This window comes from Janthinobacterium sp. TPC_1, from assembly GCF_056037845.1.
In genome coordinates this window covers 5,536,440-5,563,088 of the sequence record NZ_CP195157.1, presented here as the reverse complement: position 1 = coordinate 5,563,088, position 26,649 = coordinate 5,536,440, and the positions used below count along the sequence as shown (strand labels likewise).

Genomic DNA, 26,649 nt, shown 5'->3' with positions numbered 1-26,649 from the left:
CGGCGGTCTTCAAACTGGCGCCAGGCGGCGTGGGGGCGTCATGCGTGGCTCACAGGGTGCTGGCGGTGGCGTTGCCCAGCAAGGCTTGCCGTTCTTCGATCAGCGAGATTTTCTTTTCCTGTTCCGTCAGGCGCTTGGCGCTGACCACCACGACGGGGATGGCGCTCGCCTGTGCTACATCGGCTGTTTTGGCAACCGATGGCTGCATGAAGCTGACGTAGCTGGCGCCGCAGGCGATGGCGACGGCGACGGTGAAGATGGCTTCCATGTTTTTCAGGGCGTTTTTTTGCGTGTTCATGATGGTTCCTTTCGGGGGGCGGGTGGGTATGCATGCACTGTAGCCAAGGGCGCGCCTGCCCGCCATGCGCATGCGACCAGCCGTGGTTTTGGCGGGATGGCCTGCAAAAAAACGGCGCTGAAATGCCGGCGGGGGCGGCCCGTGATCCGACGGCTGGAATTGAGGGCTAAATAGCCCTGTATCCGGGCATATGAATGCAATTGCCACATGGCATTATTTGACACTGCGCGATGTGGCGTGCGCCGCCGGCGCTCCTGCTAGAATCGCTACGGTAGCCAGCGCGCGCAATCATTCTCATCAGGAGTCACATATGTTCCAATTGTTTGGTTTTGGCGGCGCCCGCTGCCCGCGCTGCGAGCACAAGAACGGCGCTGCCGCCGGCTATTGCGCGCAATGCGGCTTGTCGCTGGGCGCCCCCGACAGCGACGCGGTGCTGCATGCCAATCAATGGCATCTTGCTGATGGGCAACTGGCCCTGTTCTTCGGCGTGCGCGAGCTGTCCTCGCTGTTCGGCAGCGCCGCGCGCCGCCTGCAGGTGCCCGCCGAGTCGCGCGCCTGGATCGTGCAATCGGACGCTTTCACCTTGATACCGGCCGGCGACTACGACAGCGCCGCCTTCTTCGCCCGCCTGCCCGCGCTGCTGCCGGCGCGCCCGGCCGAAGTGCTGATCGCCCGCGCCGGTGCCGTCAGCCTGGAATTCGATCTGCCCGGGCTGGCCAGCACGGAACTGCTCAACGTCGCCGCGTCCTTGCGTATCGATATCGCGCTGGGCCAGCCCGATGCGTTCGCGCGCCAGTTCATGCGCGCACCGGGCGCCGTCACGCGCGCCCACCTGCACGCCTTGCTGCTGCCGTCCGTGCGCCAGATTGCGCTGGAATTCATCGGCAGCCGCGCGCTGCGCGAGATGGACGCGAATGCCGACCTGCGCCCGGAATTGAACGAACGCCTGCAATCGGCCCTGACGCAGCGCCTGGCGCCTTCCGGCCTGGCCGTGGCGCGCGTGGAAACGCTGAGTTTGCGACACGACAAGCGCGCTGGCGAGGGCGATGCCGGCGCCAGCATCGGCACCTTGTGGCTGGGCGGCTTGCCGGCGCAGGCGCTGGAACAGCACAGCCTGGAGCGCATGAAGCAGCTCGACCAGCTGTATGACGAGGAAGAATGGCAGCGCATCCGCCGCGAAGAACTGGCGGCGCGCCATGCGCACCGCCGCGCCGAACTGCGGCAGGATGCGACGGTGGAAAAGGCCGAGCTGGGCCACCAGGAAGCGGAGCGCCTGCAAGCACTGCGCGGACGCCAGATCGACCTGTATGGCCGCATCCTGGAAGCGAAATCGCGGCGCCAGGCGCTCGACCACGGCGCCGCGCTGGCGCTGGGCGAGCTGGAACAGGAGCTGGCGCAGAAGGGCGCGCAGCGCGCCGATGAAGCGGCCAACTGGGAGCACGTGCGGGCGCTGGCCGCCATCAAGATGCACAGCGAGCTGGAATTGTCGCAGCTGCATGGGCGCGAACAGATCCAGCTGGCGCAGCAGCGTTTTACGCATCAGGTGCACTTGCAGTCGATCGCGCAGCAGGTGGAAAGCGCGCTGCTGATCGACGACGAGACGGGCCGCCGCACCCAGCTGGCGCGCCTGCGCCAGGCGGAGGCGGATGCTGCCCAGCGCGAGGCGCAGCTGGAGGCGGAGCAGCACCAGGCCGCCTGGCAGGGCCTGATGCTGGCGAATGCGGCGCGCAAGCGCGAGGCCGAGCGGGTGCAGGAATGGGAAGACCAGATGCAGCTGGCGCGCCAGCGCGAATTGCTGCGCGCCGAGGCGCACAAGGACGAGGCGGCCCAGGTGCAGGCGGCGGAAATCGCGGAAAAGGTCGCGGCGCTGCGGCGCGGCGGCGCGCGCGAAGAGGCCATCGCGCAGCAGGAAAAGCTGCTGCGCACCATCGAGGCGGACGGCGTGCACGCACGCCAGCTGCAGCAGCAAACGCAACTGGCGCAGCTCGACGCGCTGGCCATCGAGGAGCAGCGCCAGCAGCTGCGCCAGCTGGAACAGGAAGCGCAATGGCAGCGCGACTTGCTGGCCATGGCGCAGCAGCGCGAAAGCGATTACGCGCGCTGGAAGGGAGAATATGAAGCCCTGCTGGCGCAGCAGGCGCATGCGGCCGAACTGGCGCGCATCGACATAGACCGCATCGAGAAAATCGGCTCGCTGAGCGACACGGGCAAGGTGGCCATGGCCGCCGGGCAGAATGCGGCCGCGCTGGCGCAAGTGCTGAAAGTGCAGCTGCAGGCGGGCATGAGCGCCGAGCAGATCCACGCGCTGGCGGCGCTGGCGGCGGCCGAGAACAGCGTCGCGCCGCTGGACGCCATGCGCATGGCGCAGGACAGCGTGGCGCAGGAGCGCAGCTACCTGGAAGGCCAGGCGGAGCGCGAACGGCGCCAGCAGCTCGACCTGATCAACCTGCAGAACGCGGCGCACGCGCACGGCCTGTCGGCGCAGGCGCAGCTGGGCGTGGCCGTGGCGCAGGCGCTGCAGCCTGGCGCGGCCGGCCCGCCGCTGCCGCGCCGGCGCGCTGCAAGAATGGCCATGCGCAGCGCGCGGGCCACCCGGAAGATAAATTCTGCGCCGCCTGCGGTGTCGCCCTGCAGCCTTGATGGAAGCGTTTCACCCCAGATGATGCAAAAAGCACGAGACAAACTGCGGGAACTGCGCGCCCTCCACGACGACGGGCTGCTCAGCGAGCAGGAATTTGAACGCCGCAAGAACGCCATCCTCGACGCCGAGTACGCGCCGCCCGGCGCCGCTCCCGCGGCCGCGCCGTTGCCAGTACGCCAGGGCACGGAGCTGGGTTTCATGACGGGCCAGGAAATCGGCCCGCAAAACCGCCGCTACCGGCTCGAACGGCTGATCGGCACGGGCGGCATGGGGCAGGTGTGGCAAGCGACCGACCTGGCCACGCACGCGGAGCTGGGCAGCAGCGAAATGGTGGCGCTGAAGATCTTGCCGCCGCAGCTGACGCAGAGCGCCACGCATGCCAAGCTGCTGATCGAGGAAGCGACGCAGGCGCGCAAGCTCGCGCATGAAAACATCGTGCGCGTCTACGAGTGGGCGCAGGACCCGGCCACGGCCAGCTATTTCATCATCATGGAATGCCTTGATGGCGAAGACCTCGAACATTACCTGGGGCGCCAGGGCGCGCTGCCCCTGTCCACCGTGCAGCAATTGCTGCAGCCGGTGGCGGACGCGCTGTCGTATGCGTGGGAAAAGCACAAGCTGGTACACCGCGATATCAAACCGGGCAATGTCTTCCTGACGGCGAAGGGCGACGTCAAATTGCTCGACTATGGCATCGCATCGCGCGTGCGCAATGCGGACAGCAGCCTGGCGCTGGAGATGCCGAATGCGGGCACGCACGGCTACCGGGCGCCCGAGGCCGGCGCCAACCAGCGCCAGCCCAGCCCGCGCCTGGACGTGTATGCGGTGGCCGTGATGATTTACCAGATGCTGGAAGGGCGCATGCCGTTCGACGACGCGCGCAGCGCCAGCCATCTGCCGTCGGCACCGCAAGCGCTGAACGCGCAACAGTGGCAAGTGCTGCAGAACGGTTTTTCGCTGACGCCGGAATTGCGCCCGCAATCCGTGCAAGCCTTGCTGGAAAACCTGGAACGCGCGGCCGGGCCGTCGCCGGAAGAACTGGCGGAGCAGGCGCGCCAGCAGCAGGCGCGCGCGGCGCAGCAGCAAAAGGAGGCGGCGCTGGCCGCCGAACAGGCCCGCGAGGAAGAGATCAAGCGGGCCCGGATACGCCAGGAAGAACTGGACCAGCGCCGCAAGGCGGAAATCCAGGCCGCGGCGCTGGAAAAGCAGCGGCAGGATAAACTGCGCCGCGAGCAGGAAGCGCAGCGCCATTTCGAGGCGGAAGAGGCGCGCAAGCTGCGCAAGGAGGCACTGCGCGGCCAGCTGCGCGCGCGCCGCGAAGCCGATGCGGCGATGGCGCTGCAGGAGCACCAGGAATTGCAGCGCAAGGCCATCGTCGCCAAGGCGGAAGCTGCCTACCGCGCGGAGCAGGAACGGGCGCGCCGCGAGGAGGCCAGCCGCGCCGCCGCCGTCCCCGCGCCGGCATCGGCGCCAGTGCCAGAGCAGGAGCACGCGGAACCGGTGGCCAATGCGGAAGGCATCCTGCGCGATGATTGGCTCGATGGCTCTGGGCAGGGGCCGGAACTGGTGCTCATTCCCAGCGGCCGTTTCCAGATGGGCGCGCACGAGACGGAGCACAAGGCCGCCATCCAGGCCGGTTCGCAGCAGTCATGGCTGGACCGCGAAACGCCGCAGCACTGGGTCGGCATCGAGCGTCCGTTCGCGCTGGCCCGGCATCCCGTCAGCGTGGGCGAATGGCGTGCCTTCGTCAAGGCGACCGGCTGGGCGGGCGGTTCCGAGACGGACTGGGACAATCCCGGCTTCGTGCAGAACGACCAGCATCCGGTGGTGGGCGTGAGCTGGAATGACGCGCAGCTGTACCTGGCGTGGATGAGCGAGCGCACCGGGCGGCAGTACCGCCTGCCCAGCGAAGCGGAATGGGAGTACGCCTGCCGCGCCGGCACGCGCACGGCCTTCAACGTGGGCGACACGATCAGCACCGAGCAAGCCAACTATGATGGCCTGTATGTGTACAACGGCGGCCCGCGCGGCGTGTACCGGGGCGGCACCACGCCGCTGGGCACCTTCGCGCCGAATTCCTGGGGCCTGTTCGACATGCATGGCAATGTGTGGGAATGGGTACAGGACGTGGTGCACGACAATTACGCAGGCGCGCCCGTCGACGGCAGCGCATGGGAAGAGGGCAGCGACAGCAGCCGGCGCATCCTGCGCGGCGGCTCCTGGCTGTACCACCCGCGCTACCTGCGCTCGGCCCTGCGCAACGGTTTTTCCACCGTGCTGTCGAACGATATCGTCGGCTTCAGGGTGGCGCGCACGCTCGATTAGGCAAGTTGGCAGGGAGCGGGCTGCGCCAAGCGGCCAAACGGTGTAAATTGTGGCTTTCCAAACGCACCAAGGAACGCCATGACCATCAAAGCCATCCGCGACCAGTCGCAAGCCATGCGCCACATCGTGCACGTGCGCGATCACATCATTTCTGCCGACGCCTCGGTGGAGGAGGGCGGCGGCGATGCCGGCCCGTCGCCGCATGACCTGTACGACGCGGCCCTGTCGGCCTGCAAGGCGCTCACCGTCGTCTGGTACGCCAGACACAAGGGCATTCCGCTGGAACACGTGGAAGTGTCGACCGAGCGCGATGCCAGCGAAGAGCGCAAGGGCGTGTACCGCCTGGCCGCTACCTTGCACCTGACGGGCGAGCTGACGGATGCGCAGCGCCAGGAATTGCTGGCCGTGGCCGGCAAATGCCCGATCCACAAGCTGATGACGGCCGTCACCACGGAAATCACGACGGTGCTGGCATGAGCGCGGCCATCCTGAAAAGCCACGAAAAGGACCTGGGCGGCGGCTTCGTCGTGCGGCGTCTGCTGCCTTCCGCGGTCAAACAGGCCGTCCCCTTCATCTTCTTCGACCATTTCGGCCCCATCGACGTGGCGCCCGACGCCAACCACGACGTGCGCCCCCATCCGCATATCGGCCTGGCCACCGTCACCTATCTGTTCGAGGGCGCGATCGACCACCGCGACAGCATCGGCTCGTACCAGCGCATCGAACCGGGCGCCATCAACTGGATGACGGCCGGGCGCGGCATCGTGCATTCCGAGCGCACGCCGCAGGACCTGGCGGGCCAGCCGCACCGTACGCACGGCTTGCAGCTGTGGGCCGCGCTGCCGAAGGCGCACGAAGAGGATGAACCGAGTTTCACGCACACGCCGCAAGCCGATATTCCCGTCGTGGCGCTCGACGGCGCCGTCGTCAAGGTGTTGATCGGCACGGCGTTTGGCCAGACCTCGCCCGTGCGCACCTACATGCAGACCTTGTACCTGGACGTGGCGCTGCAGGCGGGGCGCACATTGCGTCTGGAGGGCTTGCCAGCGGAAGCGGCGATTTACCCGGTCAGCGGGGAGGTGCTGGTCGATGGCGTGGCGCTCGTGCCGCATACCATGGCCTTGCTGGAGGCAGGTGCCGTGCCCGTGGTCTCGGCAGGCAGCGGCCCGGTGCAGTTCGTCGTGATCGGCGGCGAGCCGCTGGACGGCCACCGCTTCCTGTTCTGGAACTTCGTCTCGTCGAGCAGGGAGCGCCTGTCGCAGGCGGCCGACGACTGGAGCGCCCAGCGCATGGGACAAGTGCCGGGCGAGACGGAATTCATCCCGTTGCCGAAGGCGCCATTGCGCCCGGCAAGCTAGGCATCGTTCAGAACCGCGCGCGCAAGGTCAGTTGCGCCTTGCGCGGCTCGCCATAGAAATTGCCCCACGCGGGTGCGCTTACCGTCTGGTAGTAGCGCTTGTCGAGCAAGTTCGTCACGGACAGCGACGCCGTCCAGTTGCGGTCGATCTGGTACGCGGCACGTGCGATCCACAAGGCATACGCGCCCTGCGCCACGGTCACGTCGCGCGTGGTGCGCGAGCTCTCCGTCTGGAAGTTCACGCCGCCGCCCACGCTCCACTGCTGCAAGGCGCCCGGCAGGCGGTAGTCGCTCCACGCGCGCAGCATGTGGCGCGGCGAGTAGGTGCTGGCGAACATCACGCCCACAATCGAGGTCTGCTCCAGATATTTAAAATTGTTCAGGGTGTAGCCGGCGAACAGCTGCCAGCCCGGCGCCACTTCGCCGCTGATTTCCGCATCGACGCCTTCGCTGCGCACCTTGCCCGTCGAGAAATAGCATTCGGTGCCGCTGGTGCAGATATTGACCAGATCTGCCTCGGCGCGGTTGCGCTGCTCGATGCGGAACAGCGCCAGCGAGGTATTGACCTTGCCGTCGAACAGTTCACCTTTCACGCCCACTTCCAGGTTGCGGCCTTTCAGCGGATCGAGCAGGGCGCCTTCGGCCGTGCGCTGGTTTTGCGGCTGGAAGATGTCGGAGACGCTGGCGTAGCCGGACCAGCGCTTGTCGAATGCGTAAATGACGCCGCCATATGGCGTGACGACGCCGTTTTCGCGGTACGGGTCGATGTACACCTCGCCCGTGTCGCGGTACACGCTGCTCCATTTGTAGTTCGACACGCGCGCGCCCGCCACCACGGTGAGCGGGTCGCTGATGCTGAAACGGGCCACGCCATACGCGCCCGTCTGCGTCATGGTCGTCAGGCTGTGAGCGCCGCCATACTTTTCCTTGCGTATCCATGCATCGCTCGGTTCTGCCACGCCGTGATTCGGTTGCAGCGCGCCATTGGGCAGCTTCATCATGGCCAGGCTGTAATCGCTGTCGCTTTCCAGCCGGTTCGTGCTGACGCCGGCGCTGAAGCCGTGGCGGCGGCCGAAGGCGTTGAATTTGCCATCGAGCGACAGGTCGATGCCCTTGTTGGTGCTGCCGTAGTCGAACACGCCGGTGTACATCATCATGCCGGCCAGGGTGGCGGGATTGAGCGCGCCCAGGCTGAACATGTATTTCACGTCATGCTGTTCGCGCGTGTAGTTGGCGCTGGCCTTGAGCGACCAGTCGGCATCGAAGCGGTGTTCGAATTCGGCAAAGGCGGCCGTCTGGCGGCTGTCCCAGCGGTTCCAGTCCGCGCCGAGGTAGGTCGAGCGGGGCAGTTTCGGGTCGCTGCCATCGAGGTAGCGGGGCATGCCGGAGAAGAATGGCGTCGACTTCAGTTTTTCGTAGCTGGCGCCCGTCGTCAGCTTGCTGCCCGGCGCCAGGTCGAATTCCAGCACGCCATACAGCACGTCCGTGCGGCTGTCGGCCACATCATAGAAATAATCGCGCTGCTCGCTCGCGGCCACGGCCCGGCCGCGGATGCTGCCCGACTCGTTCAGGGGGCCGGTGACGTCGACTTCGCCGCGCACGTCGTTCCAGCGGCCCGCGCTGAATGCCAGCTGCACCTGCTTTTCCGCCAGCGGGCGCTTGCGCACCATGTTGATGGCCGCGCCGGGCGAGCCCGTGCCTTGCAGCAGGCCCGTGGCGCCGCGCACGATTTCCACGCGATCGAGCATGGCCGTATTGCTGGTAAAGCTGTTCGCCTGCGGGTAAAACATGGCGCGGTTGACGCCGTCGAACTGGTACGTTTCGACCATGAAGCCGCGCGAATACACATAGCGTCCGCCCATCGGGCTGTCGTACATGGTGATGCCGGTGGTATTGGCCAGCACGGCGTCGATGGTGTTGAGGTTCTGGTCATCCATCTTCTGGCGCGTGACGACGCTGACGGATTGGGGAATCTCGCGCAGGGTTTGCACGCCCTTGCCGACGGTGACGGCGCGCGCCGCGTACGAGTTGCTGTGTTCACTGACGGGGTCGCGCTCCATGCTGGCGTTCACGACCACGGGGGCCATGGTCTTTTCCGTGCCGGTCCCTGATGCGGAGGATACGGCCGCCTGGCGCAGCACCCAGGCGCCGTTCGGCAATTGCACCGCTTCCAGGCCGCTGCCGGCCAGCACCTGGGCAAAGCCCTGAGCCACGTTGAAGCTGCCGCGCACGCCGGACGAGCGCAAGCCGCGCGTCTGCGCGGGATCGGTCGACAGGCTGACGCCGGCGGCGACGGCAAAATCGTTGAGGGCGGTGGCCAGCGGGCCGGCCGGCACGGCGTAGGCTTGCGGCGCCGCGCTTGCAGGGGCGGCCTGGCCTTGCGCCAGGGCGGGCGCGGCGGTGAAGGCGGCGGGGGCGGTGCAAGCCATGGCGATGACGGCCAGGCGGATGGCGCGCGCGGCGGGGTGGAGAACGGGGGTGGTCAGCTGCATGCTCGGTCTTTCTGCTCAGAGGGATAAGAAAATGGCCAATGAATCGGCTTCTTACTTGTGAAGCCGAAGCAGCCGGGCAAAACACCAACCCCTGGCGCAAAAAAACTGAAAATAGTTACGTTGAACGGGCCGCCACCGTGGCCCAGTAGCACGTGAAGTACGTCACTTGCAGCCCGTGCGAGGCGCACAGGCTTTCCAGCACGGCGTCGATATCGTCGAGCCGGTAAGTGCCCGTGACGGGGCGCCGCGCCACGCCGGCGTCGCAGACGAGACGGCCGCGCCGGTAGCGCGCCAGTTCCTGCACCAGCTGTTGCAGTGGCCAGTCGGCCGCCACCAGCATGCCGCGCAGCCAGCTGTCCTGGTGCGCTTGCGTGGCCTGCACACTATCCGCGCCAGTGGCGCTGAAACGCAGCTGCTGTCCCGCTTCCAGGCGCCGCACGGCGTCCGGGCGCGCCGTGCAGCGCACTTCCACGGCGTGCTCGAAGACGCTGACGGTGCTGTCATCGCCGTCGCAGCGTATGCCGAAGCGCGTGCCCAGCGCGCGGATCACGCCGTGCGGCGTATCGACGAGGAAGGGGCGCGCATCGGGCGCCGTCGTGATCATGATTTCGCCATGGTGCAGGCGGATACGGCGCTGCGTGGCGCTGTAAGCGACATCCAGGGCGCTGTCCGTATTGACTTCCAGGCGCCCGCCATCGGCCAGCGCCACATGGCGGCGCTGGCCCGGCGCCGTGCGCAAGGACGCCGTCAATGCCTGCCAGGGGGCGGACTGCAAGCCCGCCTGGCCCAGCGCGATGCCGCCGCCGGCCGCGACCAGCACGGCGAGTATCCTGGCGGCCGCGCGCCGGCGCTGCTGCGCCGCCTGCAGGGCCGGAATCGCCAGCGCTGCCGGTATCGCGCCCAGCTGGCCGTCCATGCGCTGCAGCAGCTCCCAGGCCCGTTCATGCTCGGCGCTGGCGTCGCGCCATGCCTGCAGGGCGGCCGGGTCGGCGCTGCCGCACTGGCGCTCCACATGCCAGTGGGCGGCAGCGGCCAGCACCTTGCGGGGGATGGTTGACGCAGCGGAGGCGGATGAGGCGAACATCAGGCGGCCGCCAGCATCAGGCATTCCGTGTAGGCGCGCACCAGGTGCTTTTTCACGGTCGGCAGGGAGACGCCCAGGCGCCGGCTGATGTCCACGTAACTCAGTTCTTCGATTTGCGCCAGCAGGAAGATGGTACGCGTGCGCGCGCCCAGGCGGTCGAGCAGGCGGTCGATGGCGAGCAGGGTTTCGATGATGATGGCATGCGTTTCGGCGCACATCGATGTTGGTTCTGCTTGCTGCGCCAGCGCTTCCAGGTAGGCCTGCTCCAGCGCCTGGCGCCGGTAGCGGTCGATCAGCAAGCCGCGCGCGATGGTCGCCAGGTAGCCGCGCGGCTCGCGCAGGGGTGCCAGCGGTGCCGCCTCGCGCTTGCCCAGCAGGCGCAGGAACGTGTCCTGCGCCAGGTCGGCCGCCTCGGCGCGGTTGCCCAGCTTGCCGCGCAGCCAGCCATACAGCCAGCCGTGGTGCTCGCTGTACAGGGTCTTCAGGTGGATGGCATGGACGGGACTGACGGTACTCACTGCGTTCTCCAGGCAAAGGAAGAGCTGGGCTGACGGAACGCGGGGTGCCGGCTGGCTGGGCTGTTTGAGAATGATACTCATTATCACATTGCCATGCGGGCGGCGTCAATTACTGTCCGCCGCCCAGGCGCCAGCGCTCCTGCCACTGTTGCAGATCCGCCCAGGCTTGCTGCAGGGCCGTGGCGGACCAGTGCAGCAGGCTGTCCAGCGCCAGCACGCTGCGCTGCCAGTGGATGCCGTCGAAAAACACGTGGTCGGCCACGATGGTGGCGGCCAGCCAGGCGGCGATGATGACGATGATGTCGTGGCGGCCGCTTTTCCACCAGCGCAGCGAGTGGCGGCGAAAGATCCACGGCACGCCCAGCGGATTGGGCCAGTCCGCCAGCAGATGCATGATGCCGCCGGCGGCAAAGCCGAACAGGGGCGGCGCCCACAGGTGGTGCGGCAATTGCAGGTAGGTGTAGACGAGCAGGGCGATCCAGGCCAGGCCCCAGTGCGTCCACGTACGGTGCGTGATCCACAGCCGGTGCGTGCGCGCCCACCAGGCCACTTCCAGCCAGTCCGGCGCCGTGCCGCCCAGTGCCCCCATGACAAAGGCGAGCATGCTCAGCACTTGATAGGGGCCACCGGCGCCAGCGTGCGCGACCAGGGCCGCGGCGATCACGCCGGCAGCCCAGCCGGTCGCATGATGCGCTTTATTGGAAGCCATAGGAAATGTAAAACGCCCTCTGGGCGCTTTGTGAAATGTCATGGATATTAACTGGATGAATATACAGTACGCAAGGGCGTCGCTGTGGGCTATTTGCGGAATATCTGTCGATAATTTGTTAAATTATGTGTCGGGATGGACGTGATGGCGAACTCGGCGCCTGATGCCGGCCGGCCAAGTGTGTTGTGTGGCTGACAATGTATTTGACGCAGGACGCGCTATGCTGAAAGCAGTCTTACGTTTTAAGAGGTGTCGCCATGAAAATCCCGCGCGAATTGCAGATTCCCGCCATCGTGTTTACGCTGGAAGCGGTGTTTATTCTGGGCCTGTCGATGATTTTTCTCGTACTGATACCACGCTAGTGCCGTGCGGATAACTGCAGATTTACAACAGTGTTCTTATGCAGTTTGCATGGTGCTATCGCACAGCGCCGCGCCTTCGGTGCGGATGATCCAGCATTCCGGATACGGTTCGCTGGCGAAGCGGTTGTGCCGCGCGAAGCCGCTCAGTTTATCGAGCGCGGTGGCGGGGGCCAGCGCCGTTTCCTTGCCGCTGGCCGTGTCCAGGTGCCAGAAACCGCCGTTGCGATGGAACAGCACGGGAAGGCAGCCGGCTTGCGGCGTGGCCAGCTGGCTGGCCGGAGTGGGCTGGGTGTCGGGCAGCAGCAGGTAAAAACACTCGGCGCGGGCGCCGTGGTCGAGGCGGTGCAGGATCACGCCGTGCGCGAGCAGGGCCGTGACGCTGAGCACGACGATGCCCTTGATGCTGGCGGACAATTCAATGCGCATGCCCAGGCGCAGGGCGACGGGCTTGTGCTTGCCGGGCCACACGCCGTCGAGCAGCATGCCGTAGCGCGATACATCCTCGATTTCAAAGCCTTGCTGGCCGCGCCGGATGAGGGCGTGGCGCCCCGACAGGCGGCGCGTCAAGCCATTGTTGTCCTGGCCGTCGGGGCTGAAATGGCTGAGCAGCACATCGGCTTCCGGGTCCACCAGCTCGAAACGCCCCAGCATGCATTCTTCCAGCGCGAACAGGCGGATCTGGCGCTGTTCGCCCGCTTCCGGCGCCGCATTGACGAGGCAAGCGGCCTGGCTCGGGTGCGGGTGGCAGTGGCTGGCGGCAGGCAGGTCGACTTCGATCAGCTCTTCGTCCCAGGCGATGGTGGTAAAGCCCATGTCGATTTTGCCTTGCGGGGAAGATAAATCCACGTGGGCGATGCCGGCATTGCGCGCGGTGACGTCGAGGTTGCAGCCATCGCCGCCCGTCACGCGGGCGATCGAGGCATCGTCGGCCATCACGCGCACGTTCTTGTGCGTGCTGAGGAAGATCTGGTGGATTTCCGTCAGGGTGGCGTCGCGGCGCGGCACGAGGATGACGAAGGTACATACCCATTTCTGCGCCACGGCGCCATCGACGTGGCTGTGCACTTCCACCTCGATCTGGTATTGCCCGTGTTCCTTGTTGCGCGAGGAAAACTCGACAAACACGGGACGCCAGTCGCCGCGCGTGGCGCGCACGAAATCATGCTGGACAAAGCCACGGGGGATCAGGTCCGAGCGCAGGCGCAAGGTCAGCTGCGGCGCGCAGGTGGCGCTCATGCCGCGCAACTCCATTTTCAGGGTTTGCCGTCCGCCTGCCGCGCGGGGATCGAAGCCGCTGATGTGCAGGTGGGCATGAATCGGCTGGTAGGCCGGCGCAGTGGCCGGCTGTGCGACGGGCACTGGGGTAAATGCCGGCAGGCCGGCGGGGGCCGGGGCTGGCGCAGGGCTGGTCACCGCTTGAGCGGCATCGCGTATCACCGCATCGCGCAGCCCGGCATCATGCGCACGGGCGTGCGGAAGCGCCGTTGCCGATGGCTCGGAACGGGCGCTGCGCAGTGCGGTCAACAGGTCGTAGCTGCTGGGATCAGTCGCCGCTTGCAGGTGGTTGCCCGCGCAGACTGTTTCCCCAGGCAAGACCCAGAACGTACAGTGCGGGTGCTCCGGGTTGCTGCATTTTTTCATGACATTCTGACTCGAATCGAGCGGGGACGTTTTGCCCTCTGTTATACATGAGAGCTTACGCGCTTTTGCGCCTGCTTGGCAACTTTCGCCGCACCGGAATGCGCTCTTTTTGTCCAAATTCATCCCCTTGGTCACACCTCGCCATGCATGCCATGGAAACTATTGCTCAAAAACACATTTTATATCTTTCTGGATATGTTGTTTTGGCATGTATTTCACCCGCGCCGTTTGTCGATGATGACTTCCAGATACTCGCCCGGCACCACCAGCGAGTGGGCACCTGCCGTATTCAGCCGTTCGAGCAGGGCGAACAGTTCCTGCTCCAGCGCCTCGGCGCCAGCCGTGTCGAGCGCGGCAAAGGCCTTGTGGACGGGGCCGTAATAATCGCGGAAGACCTGCACCCAGTGGTGAGCGGAGGCATAGCGGAAATTGAAGACCTTGCGCTGGCTGTGCACCTGCTCGGCCGCGTGGCCGAACAGGTCGCGCACATACGCTTCTTCGCCCCAGCGGGCCGGCGACACCACGCCTGCCGGGGGCGGCACATACTTGCCGATGGTCTTGAACAGCTGTCCGATAAAGCCGTCCGGCGTCCAGTTGGCCATGCCGATGCGTCCGCCAGGACGCAGCACGCGCAGCATTTCGCCTGCCGCGCGCCGGTGGTCGGGCGTAAACATGACGCCAAAGGTCGACAGGGCCGCGTCGAAACTGGCATCGGCGAAGGGCAGGGCTTCCGCGTCGGCCACGCGGAAGGTCACGGCCATCCCTTCCGCCTCGGCGCGCGCGCGGCCCTTGTCCAGCAGCGCCGGCACATAATCGGTGGAGACGACGCGGGCAAAGCGGCGCGCCGCCGCCAGGGTGGCGTTGCCGTTGCCGGCGGCGATGTCGATGACGTCTTCGTTGGCGCGGATGTCGGCCGCTTCGGCCAGCGATTCGCCGACCGGCTGCAGGGTCACGCCGATGACGGCGAAGTCGCCGCTGGCCCAGCCTGCTTGCTGGCGCTGCTTGATGGCGGCGTAGTCGGGCGCGCCGGCTGCGCCGGCCTGCGGTGTAGCGGTGTTGTTGCTCATGGCATGCTCCTGGTGACGTTGGGAGAGATCCTTCCGTCAGACCGCGCGCCACGGCCATGGTTCACCGGGTTGCGCCATTTATGCGGCCCGTTGCGATTCGCGTCACGATGCCGCCTTGCGCGGCTGGCCGCTAGCCGCCCGGGACGGTGAATGCCGCATCGAAGCGCAGCGCCAACACGGTAATGTTGTCGCTATGCAAGCCTTTGGGCGGATGGGAGAGGAAATCGTCGAACAGGGCGCTGACGGCCTGTGCCGCAGTCTTGCCGGCACACAGGGCGGGCCAGCGGGCCGTGAGGGCCAGCGGATCGTCGCAGGCCCAGAAACCGTCGCTGGCCAGCAGATAGTGGGCGCCGGGGCGCACGCGCAGCACGCGGCGGTCGCCCAGGTGGGCCAGGAACGGCGGCAAGGCGGCCGCATCGAGGCCGCGCAGCGGCTTGTCGAGCTGCAGGCTGTCGCTGATGGCGTTGCCTAAAATAAAGGCCTGCGAGATTTGCGGATGGTGTTCGCCGTGCACGGCGGCGCGCCAGCGCGTCTCGTCGAGGGCGCCGCGCATGGCGTACACGGTGGCCGGCACGTGGTCGACGGTGAGGATACTGGCGACCCCGTCGGCAATTTCATACAGGCGCGAGTCGCCCACGTGATACAGCAGCGGGGCTTCGCCGGGCGGCACTTCCAGCAAGGTCAGGGTGGTGCCGGGCGGGCGCGCCTGGGCAGGCGCCGTCCTGGCGAAGGTGTCCTGCAGCCGCGTGTGCAACTCGTCGAGCCTGGCTGCCAGGCTGGCCGTATCAAGGCAGGCGGGTACGGCCAGCAAGCCTTGCACGGCCGCTTCCGCCGCTTCACGCCCCAGGCCGTGGCCGCCCATGCCGTCGAGCACGGCGGCGCGCACGTGGCCGCGCGGCCAGCCCGGCACCTGGCAATGAAACGGCGCCTGGCGCGACAGGCAGACGGCATGGCCGCTGGCATCGATCAGCAGGAAGTTGTCCTGGTTTTCGCGCCGTGGCAGGGGGCCGGCGCCCACGCTGGTGCCGGCGGCGGCATCGAGCCAGGGGCCGAAGTCAAGCGCGTCTTTGATTAAATGCATCGGTCGGTGCGGTCCAGGCGGGCGCAATGTTGATCATAGGACACAGCTTAGCCGATATTGTGCGGTGGCGATACCTTGCCTATCCTGCAAAAAAAACCTGCGGCAGCAGGCTGGCGCAGGTTTTAGCGGATGGTGGGTGCCGATCAGCGACGATGGCCCCAGCCATGACCGTGGCCGTGGCCGCGGTCATAGTAGTCGCGGCGGCCATGGTCGCGGTAGTAGCCGCGGCCCGGTTGCACGTAGACGACGGCCGGCGGGCCGTAGTAGCGCGGAGGCGGCGCGTAATACACGGGCTGCGGGGCCGGGGCGTAGTACACCGGTTGCGGCGCAGGCGCGTAATAGGTTTCGCGGTAGCCGCCGCGATAGCCGCCACGGTCGTAATAGCGGTCATTCGTGCTGATGCTGTTGCCGACGGCGGCGCCCAGCACGCCACCGACGATCGCGCCATTGCGTCCGCCGGTGCTGTTGCCAATGGCCGCCCCGACAACGGCGCCTGCAACGGTATTGAAGTCGCGGTCACCGGCGACTGCGGCCGAAGACACAGCCACTGCCGCTACCATTACCGCACCCAGGAGTTTCTTGTTCAACATGGCATTTCCTTCCATTCCGGCGAGATCACAATGATCTGCATGCACTGGACTATATCTGCTGCCGCAAGCTTGTTCCACGTCTAATACAACTTATTACAATCGGGGCGGAGCGGTAACAAGTCAGCGCAGGCGCGCCTGCCATTCGGGCCGCAGCAGGCTGTACATTTTGACATCGCGCATCACGCCGTTGATAAAGAAGGCCTGGCGCATCAAGCCCTCCTGGGTAAAGCCGTTCTTTTGCGCGATGCGCTCGGAGCCGATGTTCAGCGGGTCCATCAGCAGCTCCAGCCGGTGATACGGATAGGCGTTGAACAGGTAGTCGATCACCAGGCGCGTCGCTTCGCTGATGTAGCCCTGCCCATCCCGCTGCCGGTCGAACAGGCGGTAGCCGATCTCGCGCGAGGCGGGCGTGCGGCTCTTGAAATGCGTGATCGTGCCGATGATGTGCTGGGCCTTGTCTTCGATGAGGAACAATTCGCTGTCGTCGGTGACGAAGCCCGATTGCAGGAAGTCGCGCCGCATGGCCTCGGGCGATTTGAACTGCATCGAGAAAAACTCGCCGCGCGAGGGCAGGTCGTTGACGAGGGAAATATAGGTATTCAGGTCGGCGGCCTGCAAATGCCGGACGGTACAGAGGGTTCCCTTGAGCATGGCGGTATCCGGTAGCGATCAGGATCCTGATGGTAATCGACTCTGGGGGAAAGAAGCAATCGCTCCCGCAAAAGTTGCTGCAATGACAGAATAAATACGCTATCGTAGAAAGCCGCGCCTTGCCCCTGGCCACGGCGTACCCGCTTCGACCTTGTTGACTGGAATTGACATTACATGCATACCATCCTGACTGGCGCGCCACTGCGCCGTTCCGTTTTATCCATCGCCCTGGGCTGCATCGTCAGCGCCGGCGCCTTTGCCGCCGCGCCAGGCAATACGCCGCAAGCGCTGGCGCAGGTGCGCGACACGGCGCTGCACAGCGACTGGGCCTACGCCCGCCTGGCCGACATGACGGACCTGATCGGTCCGCGCCTGTCCGGTTCCGCCGGCGCGGCCGCCGCCGTGCGGCAGGTGGCCGACACCATGCGCCAGCTGGGCGCCACCGTTACCTTGCAGCCCGTGAAAGTGCCGCACTGGGTGCGCGGCGTGGAAACGGCGGAAATCGTCGATTATGCGGGCCGTCCGCAGGGCGTGTCGCAGCGCGTGGTGCTGACCGCCCTGGGCGGCTCCGGCGCCACGCCGGCCGCCGGCCTGACGGCGCCCTTGATCATCGTCAGGAGCCTGGACGAACTCAAGGCGCGCGCGCCGGAAGTGAAGGGCGCCATTGTGCTGATCGACACGCCGTTCGACCAGGAAATGGCCGAGCGGGGCCTGGCCGGCGTGACTTACGGCCAGGGGTCGCGCGCGCGCTTCCTCGGCCCGAAGGCAGCGGCGGACCTGGGCGCGGCCGCCGCGCTGGTGCGCTCGGTCGGCGGCGCCGATTTCCGCATCCCGCACGCGGGCGCCACGGGCCTGGATGAGAATAAACGTATTCCTGCCGCCGCCGTCACCGTGGAAGACGCCTTGCTGATCGGCCGCCTGGCCGCGCGCGGCGCGCTGAAAATGCACCTGACCCTGACGCCGCAAAACCTGCCGGAAGCGGACAGCTACAACGTGATTGCCGATGGCCGGGCACGGACAAGGCGGACGAAGTGGTGGTGGTCTCGGGCCACCTCGATTCCTGGGACCTGGCGACGGGCGCCCACGACGATGGCGCCGGCGTGGTGGCGGCCATGGGCGTGGTGGAAACCCTGAAAAAGCTCGACTACCGCCCGCGCCGCACCATCCGCGTGATCGCCTGGATGAACGAGGAAAACGGCGGGCGTGGCGGCCAGGCCTATTTCGAGGCCCACAAGCAGGCGCTCGGCAAACAATATGCGGCCATCGAGATGGACAGCGGCGCCGGCCGCCCGTTCGGCATCAAGGCCAGCGTGGGAGCGAAGGCGGAAAAACTGTTTACGCCGTTGCTGGCCGCCCTGCAGCCGATGGGCGCGCACGCGTTTACGCGCCGCGACGCGCTGGGCACGGGCGACCTGCACCGCCTGGAAACGGGCGGCGTGCCCAGTTTTGAGCCGCTGGTCGACAGCCACAGCTACTTCCACTACCACCACACGGCGGCCGACACCCTGGACAAGGTCGACCCGGAAAACCTCAAGCGCAACGTGGCGCTGATGTCGTCGCTGGCCTGGTTCCTGGCCAATATCGACGGCGAGATCGGGCGCGCGCCGGAACAGGGCGAGTAAGCGCCAATGTCGCTACCCGATCTGAACCTGTTGATCACCCTCGATGTCCTGCTGGCCGAAGGCAGCGTCACGCGCGCGGCGCGGCGCTTGCGTCTGAGTCCCTCGGCCATGAGCCGCGCCCTGGCGCGCCTGCGCGAGACGACCGGCGATCCGCTGCTGGTGCGCGCCGGGCGTGAACTGGTGCCCACGCCGCGCGCGCTGGAGTTGCGCGAACGGGTGGGCCACCTGGTGGGCGAGGCGCTGGCCGTGCTGGGACCGGCGGAGCAGCTCGATCCGCGCCAGCTGGAACAGACGTTCACGCTGCGTTCGAGCGACGGCTTCGTGGAAAATTTCGGTCCGGCCCTGCTCGCGCATATCGGCGCGCAGGCGCCCGGCGTGCGCCTGCGCTTCGTGCAAAAGGTCGACCGCGAAAGCGTGCAGCTGCGCGAGGGCAGCATCGACCTGGAAACGGGCGTGATCGGCAGTCTGACCAGCCCGGAAGTGCGCACGCGCAGGCTGTTCGGCGACCGTTTCGTCGGCGTGGTGCGCAGCGGCCATGCGCTGGCGCAAGGCGACATCAGCGCCGAGCGCTATGCGGCCGGCCAGCACGTGCTGGTGGCGCGGCGCGACCAGGATACGGGACCGATGGACGGCGCGCTGGCCGCGCTGGGATTGCAGCGCACGATCGCCAGCATCGTCGGCGGCTTCACGGCGGCGCTGGCGCTGGCCGCCGGCTCCGACCTGATCGCCACCGTGCCGGAACGGCATACGGGCAATCTGCGCGCCGGCATGTTCAGTTTTGCGCTGCCGCTAGGCATGCCCGACCTGACCGTATCGCTGATGTGGCATCCGCGCATGGATGCCGACCCCGCCCACCGCTGGCTGCGCGGCTGCGTGGTCGACGCCTGCGCGGCCCGGATCAGCGCCGACTGATGGCGCTGGCAGCGGCCTGCTGCGCGGGCCCGTCGAAGCCGCCGGCCATGGCCGTGTAGCCGCGTGCCGTGGCGATGGCCACGTCGCGGTGCGCCGTCACCAGCTGCTCCTGCGCGGCCAGCGCAATGCGTTCCGCTTCGAGCACGCCCAGCAGGCTTTCCGCGCCTTCCTGGTAGCGCACGCGCGCCAGGCGCGCGCTTTCCTGCGCCAGCTGGTGCGCCTGGCGCAGCTGCGCATGGCGGCTGCGCAGCTGCACCCATTGCGCGATGGCGCTGTCGGCTTCTTCCAGTGCCAGCGCCAGCGCCTTGTCGAAGCCGGCCTGCGCGGCTTGCACCTCGGCGCCGGCCGCGCTTGCGCGGGCGCGGCGCGTGCCGCCGTCGAACAGCGGCAGGGAAAACGCGGCGCCCGCCTGCCAGCGCGCCGCATCGCCGCCATTCCAGTGGCCGGCCACGCCGGAGGCGCCAAACAGCGCGCCCAGGCTGATGCGCGGGAAGCGCTCGGCGCTGGCGGCGCCTTCGCGCGCGCTGGCCGCCGCCAGCGCGCGTTCGGCCGCGCGCACGTCGGGCCGGCGCAGCAGCAGGTGGGCCGGCTCGTCCGTCAGCAAGGATTGCGGCAGCGCCAGCGGCATCGGCTGGTCGAGCGCCGCCAGTTCCGGCGCATCGAGACGCTGTCCGGTGAGCGTCGCCAGCCGGTTGCGCGCCACGCGTTCTTCGGCGTTCAGGCTGGGCAGGCGGGCGCCGGCCAGGCGCATCTGCGCCTCGGCGCGCATGCGCTCGGCCGGCGCGGCGCGGCCCGCGCTTTCGCGCTCGCGCACCAGTTGCAGGGTGCCGGACTGGTTCGACAGCTGCTCCTGCAGGCTGGCGCGCATCTGCTGCGCGCCGCGCAGCACCAGGTAGGCGTCCACCACCTGCGCCAGGATCAGGCGCCGCACGTCGTCGCGCACGGCGGCGCGTTCGTCCGCCGATGCCTCGGCAGCGGCGATGCTGTGGCGCACGCGGCCGAACAGGTCGAGCTCCCAGCTGAAGACGGCGCTCCACTGCACCGGCGAGGCGATGTGCGGCTGGCCGTCGCCGCCCTCGATCGGCGCCAGGCGCGCGCGTCCGGCCTGGGCGTCGAGATCCACCGTCGGCAGGCGGGCGCCGCGCGCGGCCTGCGCGAACGCGCTGGCGCTGGCCAGGCGCGCGGCGGCGATGCGCACGTCGTAGTTGTCTTGCCAGGCGCGCCGCACCAGCTGCGCCAGCCTGGCATCGCCCAGTTCCTGCCACCACAGCGCCGGCGGCGCGCCGGCCTGCAGTTCCGGGCCGCCCGCCGAGGGAAGGACCGGCAGTTGCGCCGGATCGAGCGCCCGCGTCGCCGTGGGCGTGCCGGCGCTGCAGCCGGCCAGGGCCAGCATGGCCGCCGCCAGCAGCGGCGCGGCGCGGCGCGTGTTCAGGGTTGTCATGCGGCTCATGCGGCTTCTCCCAGTGCGACCGTGCGCGTGGCCGGCGCCGCGCGGCGGCGGCTCAGCAAGGTAAAAAACAAGGGTGTAAACAACAGGCCGGACAAGGTCACGCCCAGCATGCCGGCGAAGACGGCCGTGCCCATTGACTGGCGCATTTCCGCGCCCGCACCGGAAGACAGCATCAGCGGTATCGCGCCCAGCAGGAAAGCCAGCGACGTCATCAGGATGGGCCGCAAGCGTGTGCGGGCGGCGCCGATGGCCGCTGCGCGCGCATCGGCGCCGGCCGCCATCGCCTGGCGCGCGAATTCGACGATCAGGATGGCGTTCTTGGCCGCCAGGCCGATCAGCACCATGATGCTGATCTGCGTCAGCACGTTGTTGTCCAGGCCGCGCCACGACACGCCGATCAGCGTGGCCAGCACGCAGCTGGGCACGATCAGCACGACGGACAGGGGCAGCAGCCAGCTTTCAAACAGGGCCGCCAGCAGCAAATACACCAGCAGCACGGCCAGTCCCAGCACCATGCCGGTGCTGGCGCCCGCGTGTTTTTCCTGCAGCGCCAGTTCCGTCCACTCGTAGTCGAAGCCGGCCGGCAGGCGCGCCTTGAGCAGTTCTTCCATCGCGGCGATGGTCTGCCCCGTCGAGTAGCCAGGCCTGGTGCTGCCCTGGATTTCGGCGGCGGGATACAGGTTGTAGCGCGGCACGCGGAACGGCGCCGTGCCTTCGCTGAAGGTGGCCACGCTGCCCAGCGGGACCATGTCGCCGCTGGCGGCGCGCGTCTTGAGCGCGGCCAGGTCGGCCACGCTGCGCCGGTAGGGCGCGTCCGCCTGCGCGGTGACGCGCCAGACCCGGCCCATCAGGTTCATGTCGTTGACGAACACGGGCGCCAGGTAGCTTTGCAGGGTCTCGTTGACGCGCAGCAGCGGCAGGCCCAGGTATTCGGCCTTGGTGCGGTCCAGTTCAACCTTGATCTGCGGGCTCATGGCGTTGAACGGCGTGAAGGCGCCCGTCACCGAGGGCAGCCTGGCCGCTTCCTCGGCGATGCCGCGCGCGGCCGCCTGCAAGGCTTGCGGTCCCAGGCCGCCCGTGTCGCGCAGCATCAGCTTGAAGCCGCCGCCGGTGCCGATGCCGCGCACGGAAGGCGGCGGTATCACCATCACGCGCGCCGCGCTGATGGGCGCCAGCTTGCCGCGCAGGGCGCCCAGCATGGCCGGCCCGTCCAGGCCAGCGCTGGCGCGCGCGCCGAAGTCCTTGAACATGGTGAAGATGACGGCCGTGTTGGGCGCCGACGTAAACGTGGCGCCGTCGGTGCCGACGAAGGCGGCCGTGTGGGCCACGCCAGGGTGGCTCATCAGGCGTGCCGTGGCGTCCTGCACCACTGCGCTGGTGCGCGCCAGGGTCGAGCCGGCCGGCAGCTGGATCGAGACGATGGCATAGCCGCGGTCCAGCTGCGGCACGAAACCGCGCGGCGTGACGTCCAGGCGCCACAGGGTCAGGCCCGCCAGCACGAGGTACACGGGCAGCATCACCAGCAGCGCCGAGAGAGGATGCGTTCGGTCAGTTGCACGTAGCCGCCCGTCAGGCGGGAAAAGCCGCGGTTGAAGATGGCCATCCAGCGCGCGCCCAGGCTGTTGGCATTGAGCTGCGGCTTGAGCAGCAGCGCGGCCAGGGCCGGCGACAGCGTCAGCGAGACCAGCGCCGAGATCACGGTGGAGGCGGCGATGGTGACGGCGAACTGGCGGTAGAACATGCCGGAGATGCCATCGATGAAGGCCGTCGGCACGAACACGGCCACCAGCACCAGCGCGATGGCGACCAGCGCGAAACCCACCTCGTTCATGCTGCGCTGCGCCGCGGCGACGGGGCTCATGCCTTCCTCCATGTGGCGCTCGACGTTTTCCACCACGACGATGGCGTCATCGACGACGATGCCGATGGCCAGCACCAGGCCGAACAGCGACAGGGTATTGAGGGTATAGCCCATCGCGGCCAGCACCGTGAAGGTGCCGACCAGGGACACGGGAATGGCCAGGATGGGAATGATGGCGGCGCGCCACGAGCCGAGGAACAGCAGCATGGCCAGGCACACCAGCAGCGCCGCCTCGAAGATGGTGTCGCGCACCTTGTCGATCGAGGAACGGATGAATTCGGTCGGATTGTAGTAGGTGTGATAGGCGACGTCCTGCGGGAAATCGGCTTCCATTTTGGCCAGCTGCGCCAGCACGCGGTCGCCGGTGGCCAGCGCGTTCGAGCCGGGCAGCAGGCTGATGCTCAGCGCGATGGCCGTGCGATTGTCGACGAAGCCGCTTTCCGCGTAATCCTGCGCGCCCATCTCGACGCGCGCCACGTCGCGCAGGCGCACCACGCCACCGTCGGCATGGGCGGCCACGATGATGGCCTCGAATTCGGCCACGTCGCGCAAGCGGCTTTGCGCCTGTACCTGCACCTGGTAGGCGCCATCGCTGCCGCCGGGCGGCTGGTTCAATACTCCGGCAGCGACCTGCGAGTTGGCTTGCCGTACCGCCGCGATCACTTCCGGCGCGCTCAGGCCCAGCGAGGCGACGCGCGCCGGATCGAGCCAGATGCGCATCGAGAAATCGCGCGCGCCGCGCGTGTAGATGTCGCCGACGCCTTCGATGCGGGCCAGCTGGTCCTTGATGGCGGTGCCGATGAAGTTGGAGATGTACTGCTGGTCGCGCGTGCCTTTCGGCGAATCGAACAGCACCACCATCAGCTGGTCGGGCGAGGCTTTCTTGACGGCCAGACCCAGCCGGCGCACGGCGTCGGGCAGGCGCGCTTCGGCCGCCGCTACGCGGTTCTGCACCAGCGACTGCGCCTGTTCGATGTTGGTGCCCGGCTTGAACACCACGCTGATGGTCAGCTTGCCGTCGCCCACCGATTGCGAGGACATGTAGAGCATGCCGTCGACGCCGTTCATTTCCTGTTCGATCGGCGCGGCGACCGTATCGGCGATTTCCTGCGCCGAGGCGCCCGGGTAGCTGGCCTTCACCGTCACCGTGGGCGGCACGATCTCGGGAAATTCCGAGATCGGCAGGCGCATGGCCGACACCGCGCCCACCAGAGTGATGAGGATCGACAGTACGATGGCAAACACGGGACGACGGATGAAAAATTGTGAAAAACGCATGCTTGCTCCTTATGCGCCGCTGGCGCGGGGAGCGGCCACCAGGACCTGGTCGCCCGGGCGCACCTTGGCCACGCCGGAGACGATGACCCGCTCCTGCGGTCCGAGGCCGGACAGCACGATCTGCCTGTCGCCATGCAGGCCGCCCAGTTCCACCTTGCGCGGCGCCACCTTGCCCGCCGCGTCCACGACAAACACCATCTTTTTATTCTGGTCGCTGAGGATGGCGGCGTCGGGCACCAGCAGGCGCTCTTGCGCCGCGCCGACGGGAATGCGCACGCGCGCAAAGCTGCCCGGCATGACGGCGCGGTCGGCGTTGGCCAGGCTGGCGCGCAGGCGCACCGTGCCCGAGCGGGCGCTGATCTCGTTGTCGACAAAGTCGACGCTGGCTTCCTGGGCGGGGCCGCCGCCATCAAGCGCCAGCTGCACCTTGCCCGGTAGCCTGCTTTGCTGGCGCAGGCGCTGGAAATCCGCTTCCGATAAGTCGACCATGGCGCGCACGGGATCGTGCGCAACGATGGTGGTCAGCACGCCGCTCTGCGCCGCGCCGCCGGCCACGTAGTTGCCGATATCGACGCGGCGATCCGAGACGGTGCCGGCGATGGGGGCGCGCATGGTGGTGAAGGACAGTTCCAGCTCGGCGCTGCGCAATTCCGCCTGGCTCAGCATGACGGCCGCCTGCGCGCCTTCCAGCTCGCCGCGCGCCCGTTCCAGCTCCTCGGTGCTGGCCGCGCCCGTCTGCTGCAGCCGGCTGCTGCGCTCGAACTGGGCCGTGGCCAGCTTGCTGCGCGCATGGGCCTGGGCCAAGCTGGCCTGGGCGCGGTCGCGCGCCGCCGCGAAGGGGCGCGGGTCGATGACGAACAGCGCATCGCCGGCCTTGACCTGCTGGCCATCGCGAAAAGCGATCTGCTGCAAGTAGCCAGATACGCGCGAGCGCACTTCCACGCGCTGCGACGGCTCGATGCGGCCCGTGTAGTCGAGGCTTGCCTGCACCATCGACGTTTCCGGCAGCGCCACGGAAACGGTGGGCTTGGGCGGCGGACCGCCAGGCGCGGCCTGGGAGCGGCCGCAGCCTGACAAGGTGGCGCTGCAGGCCAGGGCCAGCAGCAGTAACAGCGGGACGGGCAGGGACGGGATCGGACGGGGGCGCATCATGCGGGGTCTCCAGAAGACGTAGGGGGCTTGGCCAGGGCGCGGCCGAGCGCGAAAATGGCCAGCGCGGCGAGTATCAGCGCGCTGGCGACGGCAAAGGTGGCGTGCATGCCACGGATCATGGCGGCTGGCTGGGCGCCGGCGATATCGCCGGCGCCGGCGGCGAAGACGGCACCCATCACGGAGGCGCCCGTGACGAGGCCCAGATTGCGCGACAGATTGAGCATGCCGGAGATGACGCCGCGCTGGTCGGCAGCGATGTCGCCCATCACGGCGGTATTGTTGGCTGCCTGGAACAGCGCGTAGCTGGCCGTGAGCAGCATGATCGGGGCGACGTAGCCGGGGATGCCCAGGCTGGCGGGCAGCAGGGCCAGCACCAGGCAGGCGCCGGCAGCGCCGCACAGGCCCGCGCCGCCCATGCGCTGCGCGCCGTAGCGGTCCACCAGCCAGCCGGACGGCACGCCGCAGAACGCCGCCACCAGCGGCCCGGCCGCCAGCACCATGCCGGTGACGGCCGTGCCCAGGCCCAGGCCGCGCGCCAGGTAGAAGGGACCGACTACCAGGGTCGACATCATGACCGTCGACACGAGCATGCTGGTCGCCAGGCCGGCGCTGAGCACGGGCGCGCGCAGCATGGCCAGGCGTATCAGCGGCGCCGGCGCCTTCAGCTCAATGCGGACAAACAGGAAGGCGCCCGCGCAGGCGGCCAGCAGCAGCGCCGCGTTGCGCGCATGCCGAAATGGCCGCGGCCCAGGGTCATGGCCAGCGCATAGGCGCCCAGGGTCAACGCCAGCAGCACGGTGCCGCGGTGGTCGAACACGGGCCGCCTGGCGTGTGCGCCGCGCTGGTCAGCCGGCAGGTAGCGCCAGGCCATCAGCAGCGCCACGCCGGCCAGCGGCACGTTGACGAGGAAAATGGCTTGCCAGCCGAAATGCGCGATCAGCAGGCCGCCCAGCGCGGGGCCCAGCGTGGTGCCGACGGCTGACATGGTGCCGAGCAGGCCCATGGCGCTGCCCGTCCTGGCCTTGGGCACGGTGCTGCCGACAAAGGCCATGGTCAGCGCCATCATAACGGAGGCGCCCAGGCCCTGCAGGGCGCGCGCGGCGACCAGCAGCCACAAGGTGGGCGCCAGGGCGCACAGGATGGAGGCAAGGGCAAACAGGGCGATACCGGCCAGCAGCAGGCGGCGCCGGCCGAGCATGTCGCCGAGGCGGCCCACGCTGACGATCAGGGCGGTGATGGCCAGCAGGTAGGCCAGCACGATCCATTGCACATCCTGGAACGGTGCCTGCAGGGCCCTGGCCATGTCGGGCAAGCCCACGTTGGCGATGCTGGTGCCCAGCGCGGGCAGCAGCATCGCCAGGGACAGGCTGGCAAGCGCGCCGCGCACGGGCGGCCTGGCGCCAGCGGCCTCGGTGGCCTGCTGGCTGGATGGAGCGGTTTTGGATTGTGAAGGCATGGCGTGGCGGATCCTCGAATAGGGTCACCACATGTTACTGAGGGATATGGTATGGCGGAAGACGCATCATTTGCATTTTATTATTGCGTTTGACGCCATGTG

The 26,649-nt window shown here is 67.9% G+C and carries 22 protein-coding genes; 6 read left to right on the top strand and 16 right to left on the bottom strand.

Annotation, left to right across the window (positions count from 1 at the left end):
* Positions 1-49: 49 nt before the first annotated feature.
* The gene (locus ACQVLG_RS26995; protein WP_230539346.1) at positions 50-298 is read right to left on the bottom strand and encodes a hypothetical protein; all 249 of its coding nucleotides are present in this window, start codon (positions 296-298) and stop codon (positions 50-52) included.
* A gap of 310 nt (positions 299-608) precedes the next feature.
* Between ACQVLG_RS26995 and ACQVLG_RS26990 the strand changes: the two genes are divergently transcribed.
* From ACQVLG_RS26990 to ACQVLG_RS26980, 3 genes are all read left to right on the top strand, one after another.
* Complete coding sequence (locus ACQVLG_RS26990; RefSeq protein WP_474291836.1) at positions 609-5,264, top strand: SUMF1/EgtB/PvdO family nonheme iron enzyme; 4,656 nt, start codon at positions 609-611, stop codon at positions 5,262-5,264.
* Positions 5,265-5,342: 78 nt separating this feature from the next.
* Positions 5,343-5,741 (top strand): OsmC family protein, encoded by a 399-nt coding sequence (locus ACQVLG_RS26985; protein WP_230539349.1) that lies wholly within the window; start codon positions 5,343-5,345, stop codon positions 5,739-5,741.
* The gene (locus tag ACQVLG_RS26980; RefSeq protein WP_474291835.1) at positions 5,738-6,622 is read left to right on the top strand and encodes a pirin family protein; all 885 of its coding nucleotides are present in this window, start codon (positions 5,738-5,740) and stop codon (positions 6,620-6,622) included. The genes ACQVLG_RS26985 and ACQVLG_RS26980 overlap by 4 nt, the downstream gene beginning before the upstream one ends.
* Before the next feature lie 7 nt (positions 6,623-6,629).
* Here the strand turns inward: ACQVLG_RS26980 and ACQVLG_RS26975 are convergent, their stop codons facing one another.
* From ACQVLG_RS26975 to ACQVLG_RS26935, 9 genes are all read right to left on the bottom strand, one after another.
* Positions 6,630-9,113 (bottom strand): TonB-dependent siderophore receptor, encoded by a 2,484-nt coding sequence (locus tag ACQVLG_RS26975; RefSeq protein WP_474291834.1) that lies wholly within the window; start codon positions 9,111-9,113, stop codon positions 6,630-6,632.
* Positions 9,114-9,228: 115 nt separating this feature from the next.
* Complete coding sequence (locus tag ACQVLG_RS26970) at positions 9,229-10,197, bottom strand: FecR domain-containing protein (protein ID WP_474291833.1); 969 nt, start codon at positions 10,195-10,197, stop codon at positions 9,229-9,231.
* Positions 10,197-10,715: a sigma-70 family RNA polymerase sigma factor gene (locus ACQVLG_RS26965; RefSeq protein WP_230539353.1), complete on the bottom strand. Its 519-nt coding sequence runs from the start codon at positions 10,713-10,715 to the stop codon at positions 10,197-10,199. The genes ACQVLG_RS26970 and ACQVLG_RS26965 overlap by 1 nt, the downstream gene beginning before the upstream one ends.
* Before the next feature lie 109 nt (positions 10,716-10,824).
* Positions 10,825-11,424 (bottom strand): metal-dependent hydrolase, encoded by a 600-nt coding sequence (locus ACQVLG_RS26960; protein ID WP_474291832.1) that lies wholly within the window; start codon positions 11,422-11,424, stop codon positions 10,825-10,827.
* A 398-nt stretch (positions 11,425-11,822) separates the two neighbouring features.
* Positions 11,823-13,427, bottom strand: a complete 1,605-nt coding sequence (locus ACQVLG_RS26955) for an FHA domain-containing protein (protein WP_474291831.1) — start codon at positions 13,425-13,427, stop codon at positions 11,823-11,825.
* Between the two features lie 215 nt (positions 13,428-13,642).
* Positions 13,643-14,494 (bottom strand): class I SAM-dependent methyltransferase, encoded by an 852-nt coding sequence (locus ACQVLG_RS26950; RefSeq protein WP_474291830.1) that lies wholly within the window; start codon positions 14,492-14,494, stop codon positions 13,643-13,645.
* A 130-nt stretch (positions 14,495-14,624) separates the two neighbouring features.
* Complete coding sequence (locus tag ACQVLG_RS26945) at positions 14,625-15,575, bottom strand: PP2C family protein-serine/threonine phosphatase (protein ID WP_474291829.1); 951 nt, start codon at positions 15,573-15,575, stop codon at positions 14,625-14,627.
* 143 nt (positions 15,576-15,718) lie between these two features.
* Complete coding sequence (locus tag ACQVLG_RS26940) at positions 15,719-16,117, bottom strand: glycine zipper 2TM domain-containing protein (RefSeq protein ID WP_346267568.1); 399 nt, start codon at positions 16,115-16,117, stop codon at positions 15,719-15,721.
* A 168-nt stretch (positions 16,118-16,285) separates the two neighbouring features.
* Positions 16,286-16,816, bottom strand: coding sequence for a GNAT family N-acetyltransferase (locus tag ACQVLG_RS26935; RefSeq protein ID WP_474291828.1), 531 nt, complete (start codon positions 16,814-16,816; stop codon positions 16,286-16,288).
* Between the two features lie 174 nt (positions 16,817-16,990).
* Here ACQVLG_RS26935 and ACQVLG_RS26930 point away from each other — a divergent pair, with 174 nt between their 5' ends.
* Genes ACQVLG_RS26930 through ACQVLG_RS26920 form a run of 3 tightly spaced genes read left to right on the top strand, consistent with a single transcriptional unit; the run spans position 16,991 to position 19,350 of the window.
* Positions 16,991-17,950, top strand: a complete 960-nt coding sequence (locus tag ACQVLG_RS26930; protein ID WP_474291827.1) for a zinc-binding metallopeptidase family protein — start codon at positions 16,991-16,993, stop codon at positions 17,948-17,950.
* A complete protein-coding gene (locus ACQVLG_RS26925; RefSeq protein ID WP_474291826.1) occupies positions 17,848-18,438 on the top strand; it encodes a M20/M25/M40 family metallo-hydrolase in 591 nt (196 codons plus the stop codon). Before ACQVLG_RS26930 ends, ACQVLG_RS26925 begins: the two co-directional genes overlap by 103 nt.
* Before the next feature lie 6 nt (positions 18,439-18,444).
* A complete protein-coding gene (locus tag ACQVLG_RS26920) occupies positions 18,445-19,350 on the top strand; it encodes a LysR family transcriptional regulator (protein WP_474291825.1) in 906 nt (301 codons plus the stop codon).
* On the opposite strand, the gene ACQVLG_RS26915 is transcribed toward ACQVLG_RS26920, so the two are convergent.
* From ACQVLG_RS26915 to ACQVLG_RS26890, 6 genes are read right to left on the bottom strand one after another with little or no spacing between them, the layout of a single operon-like run.
* Positions 19,337-20,800: an efflux transporter outer membrane subunit gene (locus ACQVLG_RS26915; protein WP_474291824.1), complete on the bottom strand. Its 1,464-nt coding sequence runs from the start codon at positions 20,798-20,800 to the stop codon at positions 19,337-19,339. The genes ACQVLG_RS26920 and ACQVLG_RS26915 overlap by 14 nt on opposite strands.
* On the bottom strand, positions 20,797-22,317 hold the full coding sequence (locus ACQVLG_RS26910; RefSeq protein ID WP_474295815.1) for an efflux RND transporter permease subunit: 1,521 nt from the start codon (positions 22,315-22,317) through the stop codon (positions 20,797-20,799). The genes ACQVLG_RS26915 and ACQVLG_RS26910 overlap by 4 nt, the downstream gene beginning before the upstream one ends.
* Positions 22,317-23,939: an efflux RND transporter permease subunit gene (locus tag ACQVLG_RS26905; RefSeq protein ID WP_474291823.1), complete on the bottom strand. Its 1,623-nt coding sequence runs from the start codon at positions 23,937-23,939 to the stop codon at positions 22,317-22,319. The genes ACQVLG_RS26910 and ACQVLG_RS26905 overlap by 1 nt, the downstream gene beginning before the upstream one ends.
* Positions 23,940-23,948: 9 nt before the next feature.
* Positions 23,949-25,091 carry an efflux RND transporter periplasmic adaptor subunit gene (locus ACQVLG_RS26900; RefSeq protein WP_474291822.1) on the bottom strand — a complete coding sequence of 381 codons (1,143 nt, stop codon included), beginning with the start codon at positions 25,089-25,091 and terminating at the stop codon, positions 23,949-23,951.
* Positions 25,088-25,729 (bottom strand): MFS transporter, encoded by a 642-nt coding sequence (locus ACQVLG_RS26895; RefSeq protein WP_474295814.1) that lies wholly within the window; start codon positions 25,727-25,729, stop codon positions 25,088-25,090. The genes ACQVLG_RS26900 and ACQVLG_RS26895 overlap by 4 nt, the downstream gene beginning before the upstream one ends.
* A 23-nt stretch (positions 25,730-25,752) precedes the next feature.
* A complete protein-coding gene (locus ACQVLG_RS26890) occupies positions 25,753-26,547 on the bottom strand; it encodes an MFS transporter (RefSeq protein ID WP_474291821.1) in 795 nt (264 codons plus the stop codon).
* Positions 26,548-26,649: the final 102 nt, after the last annotated feature.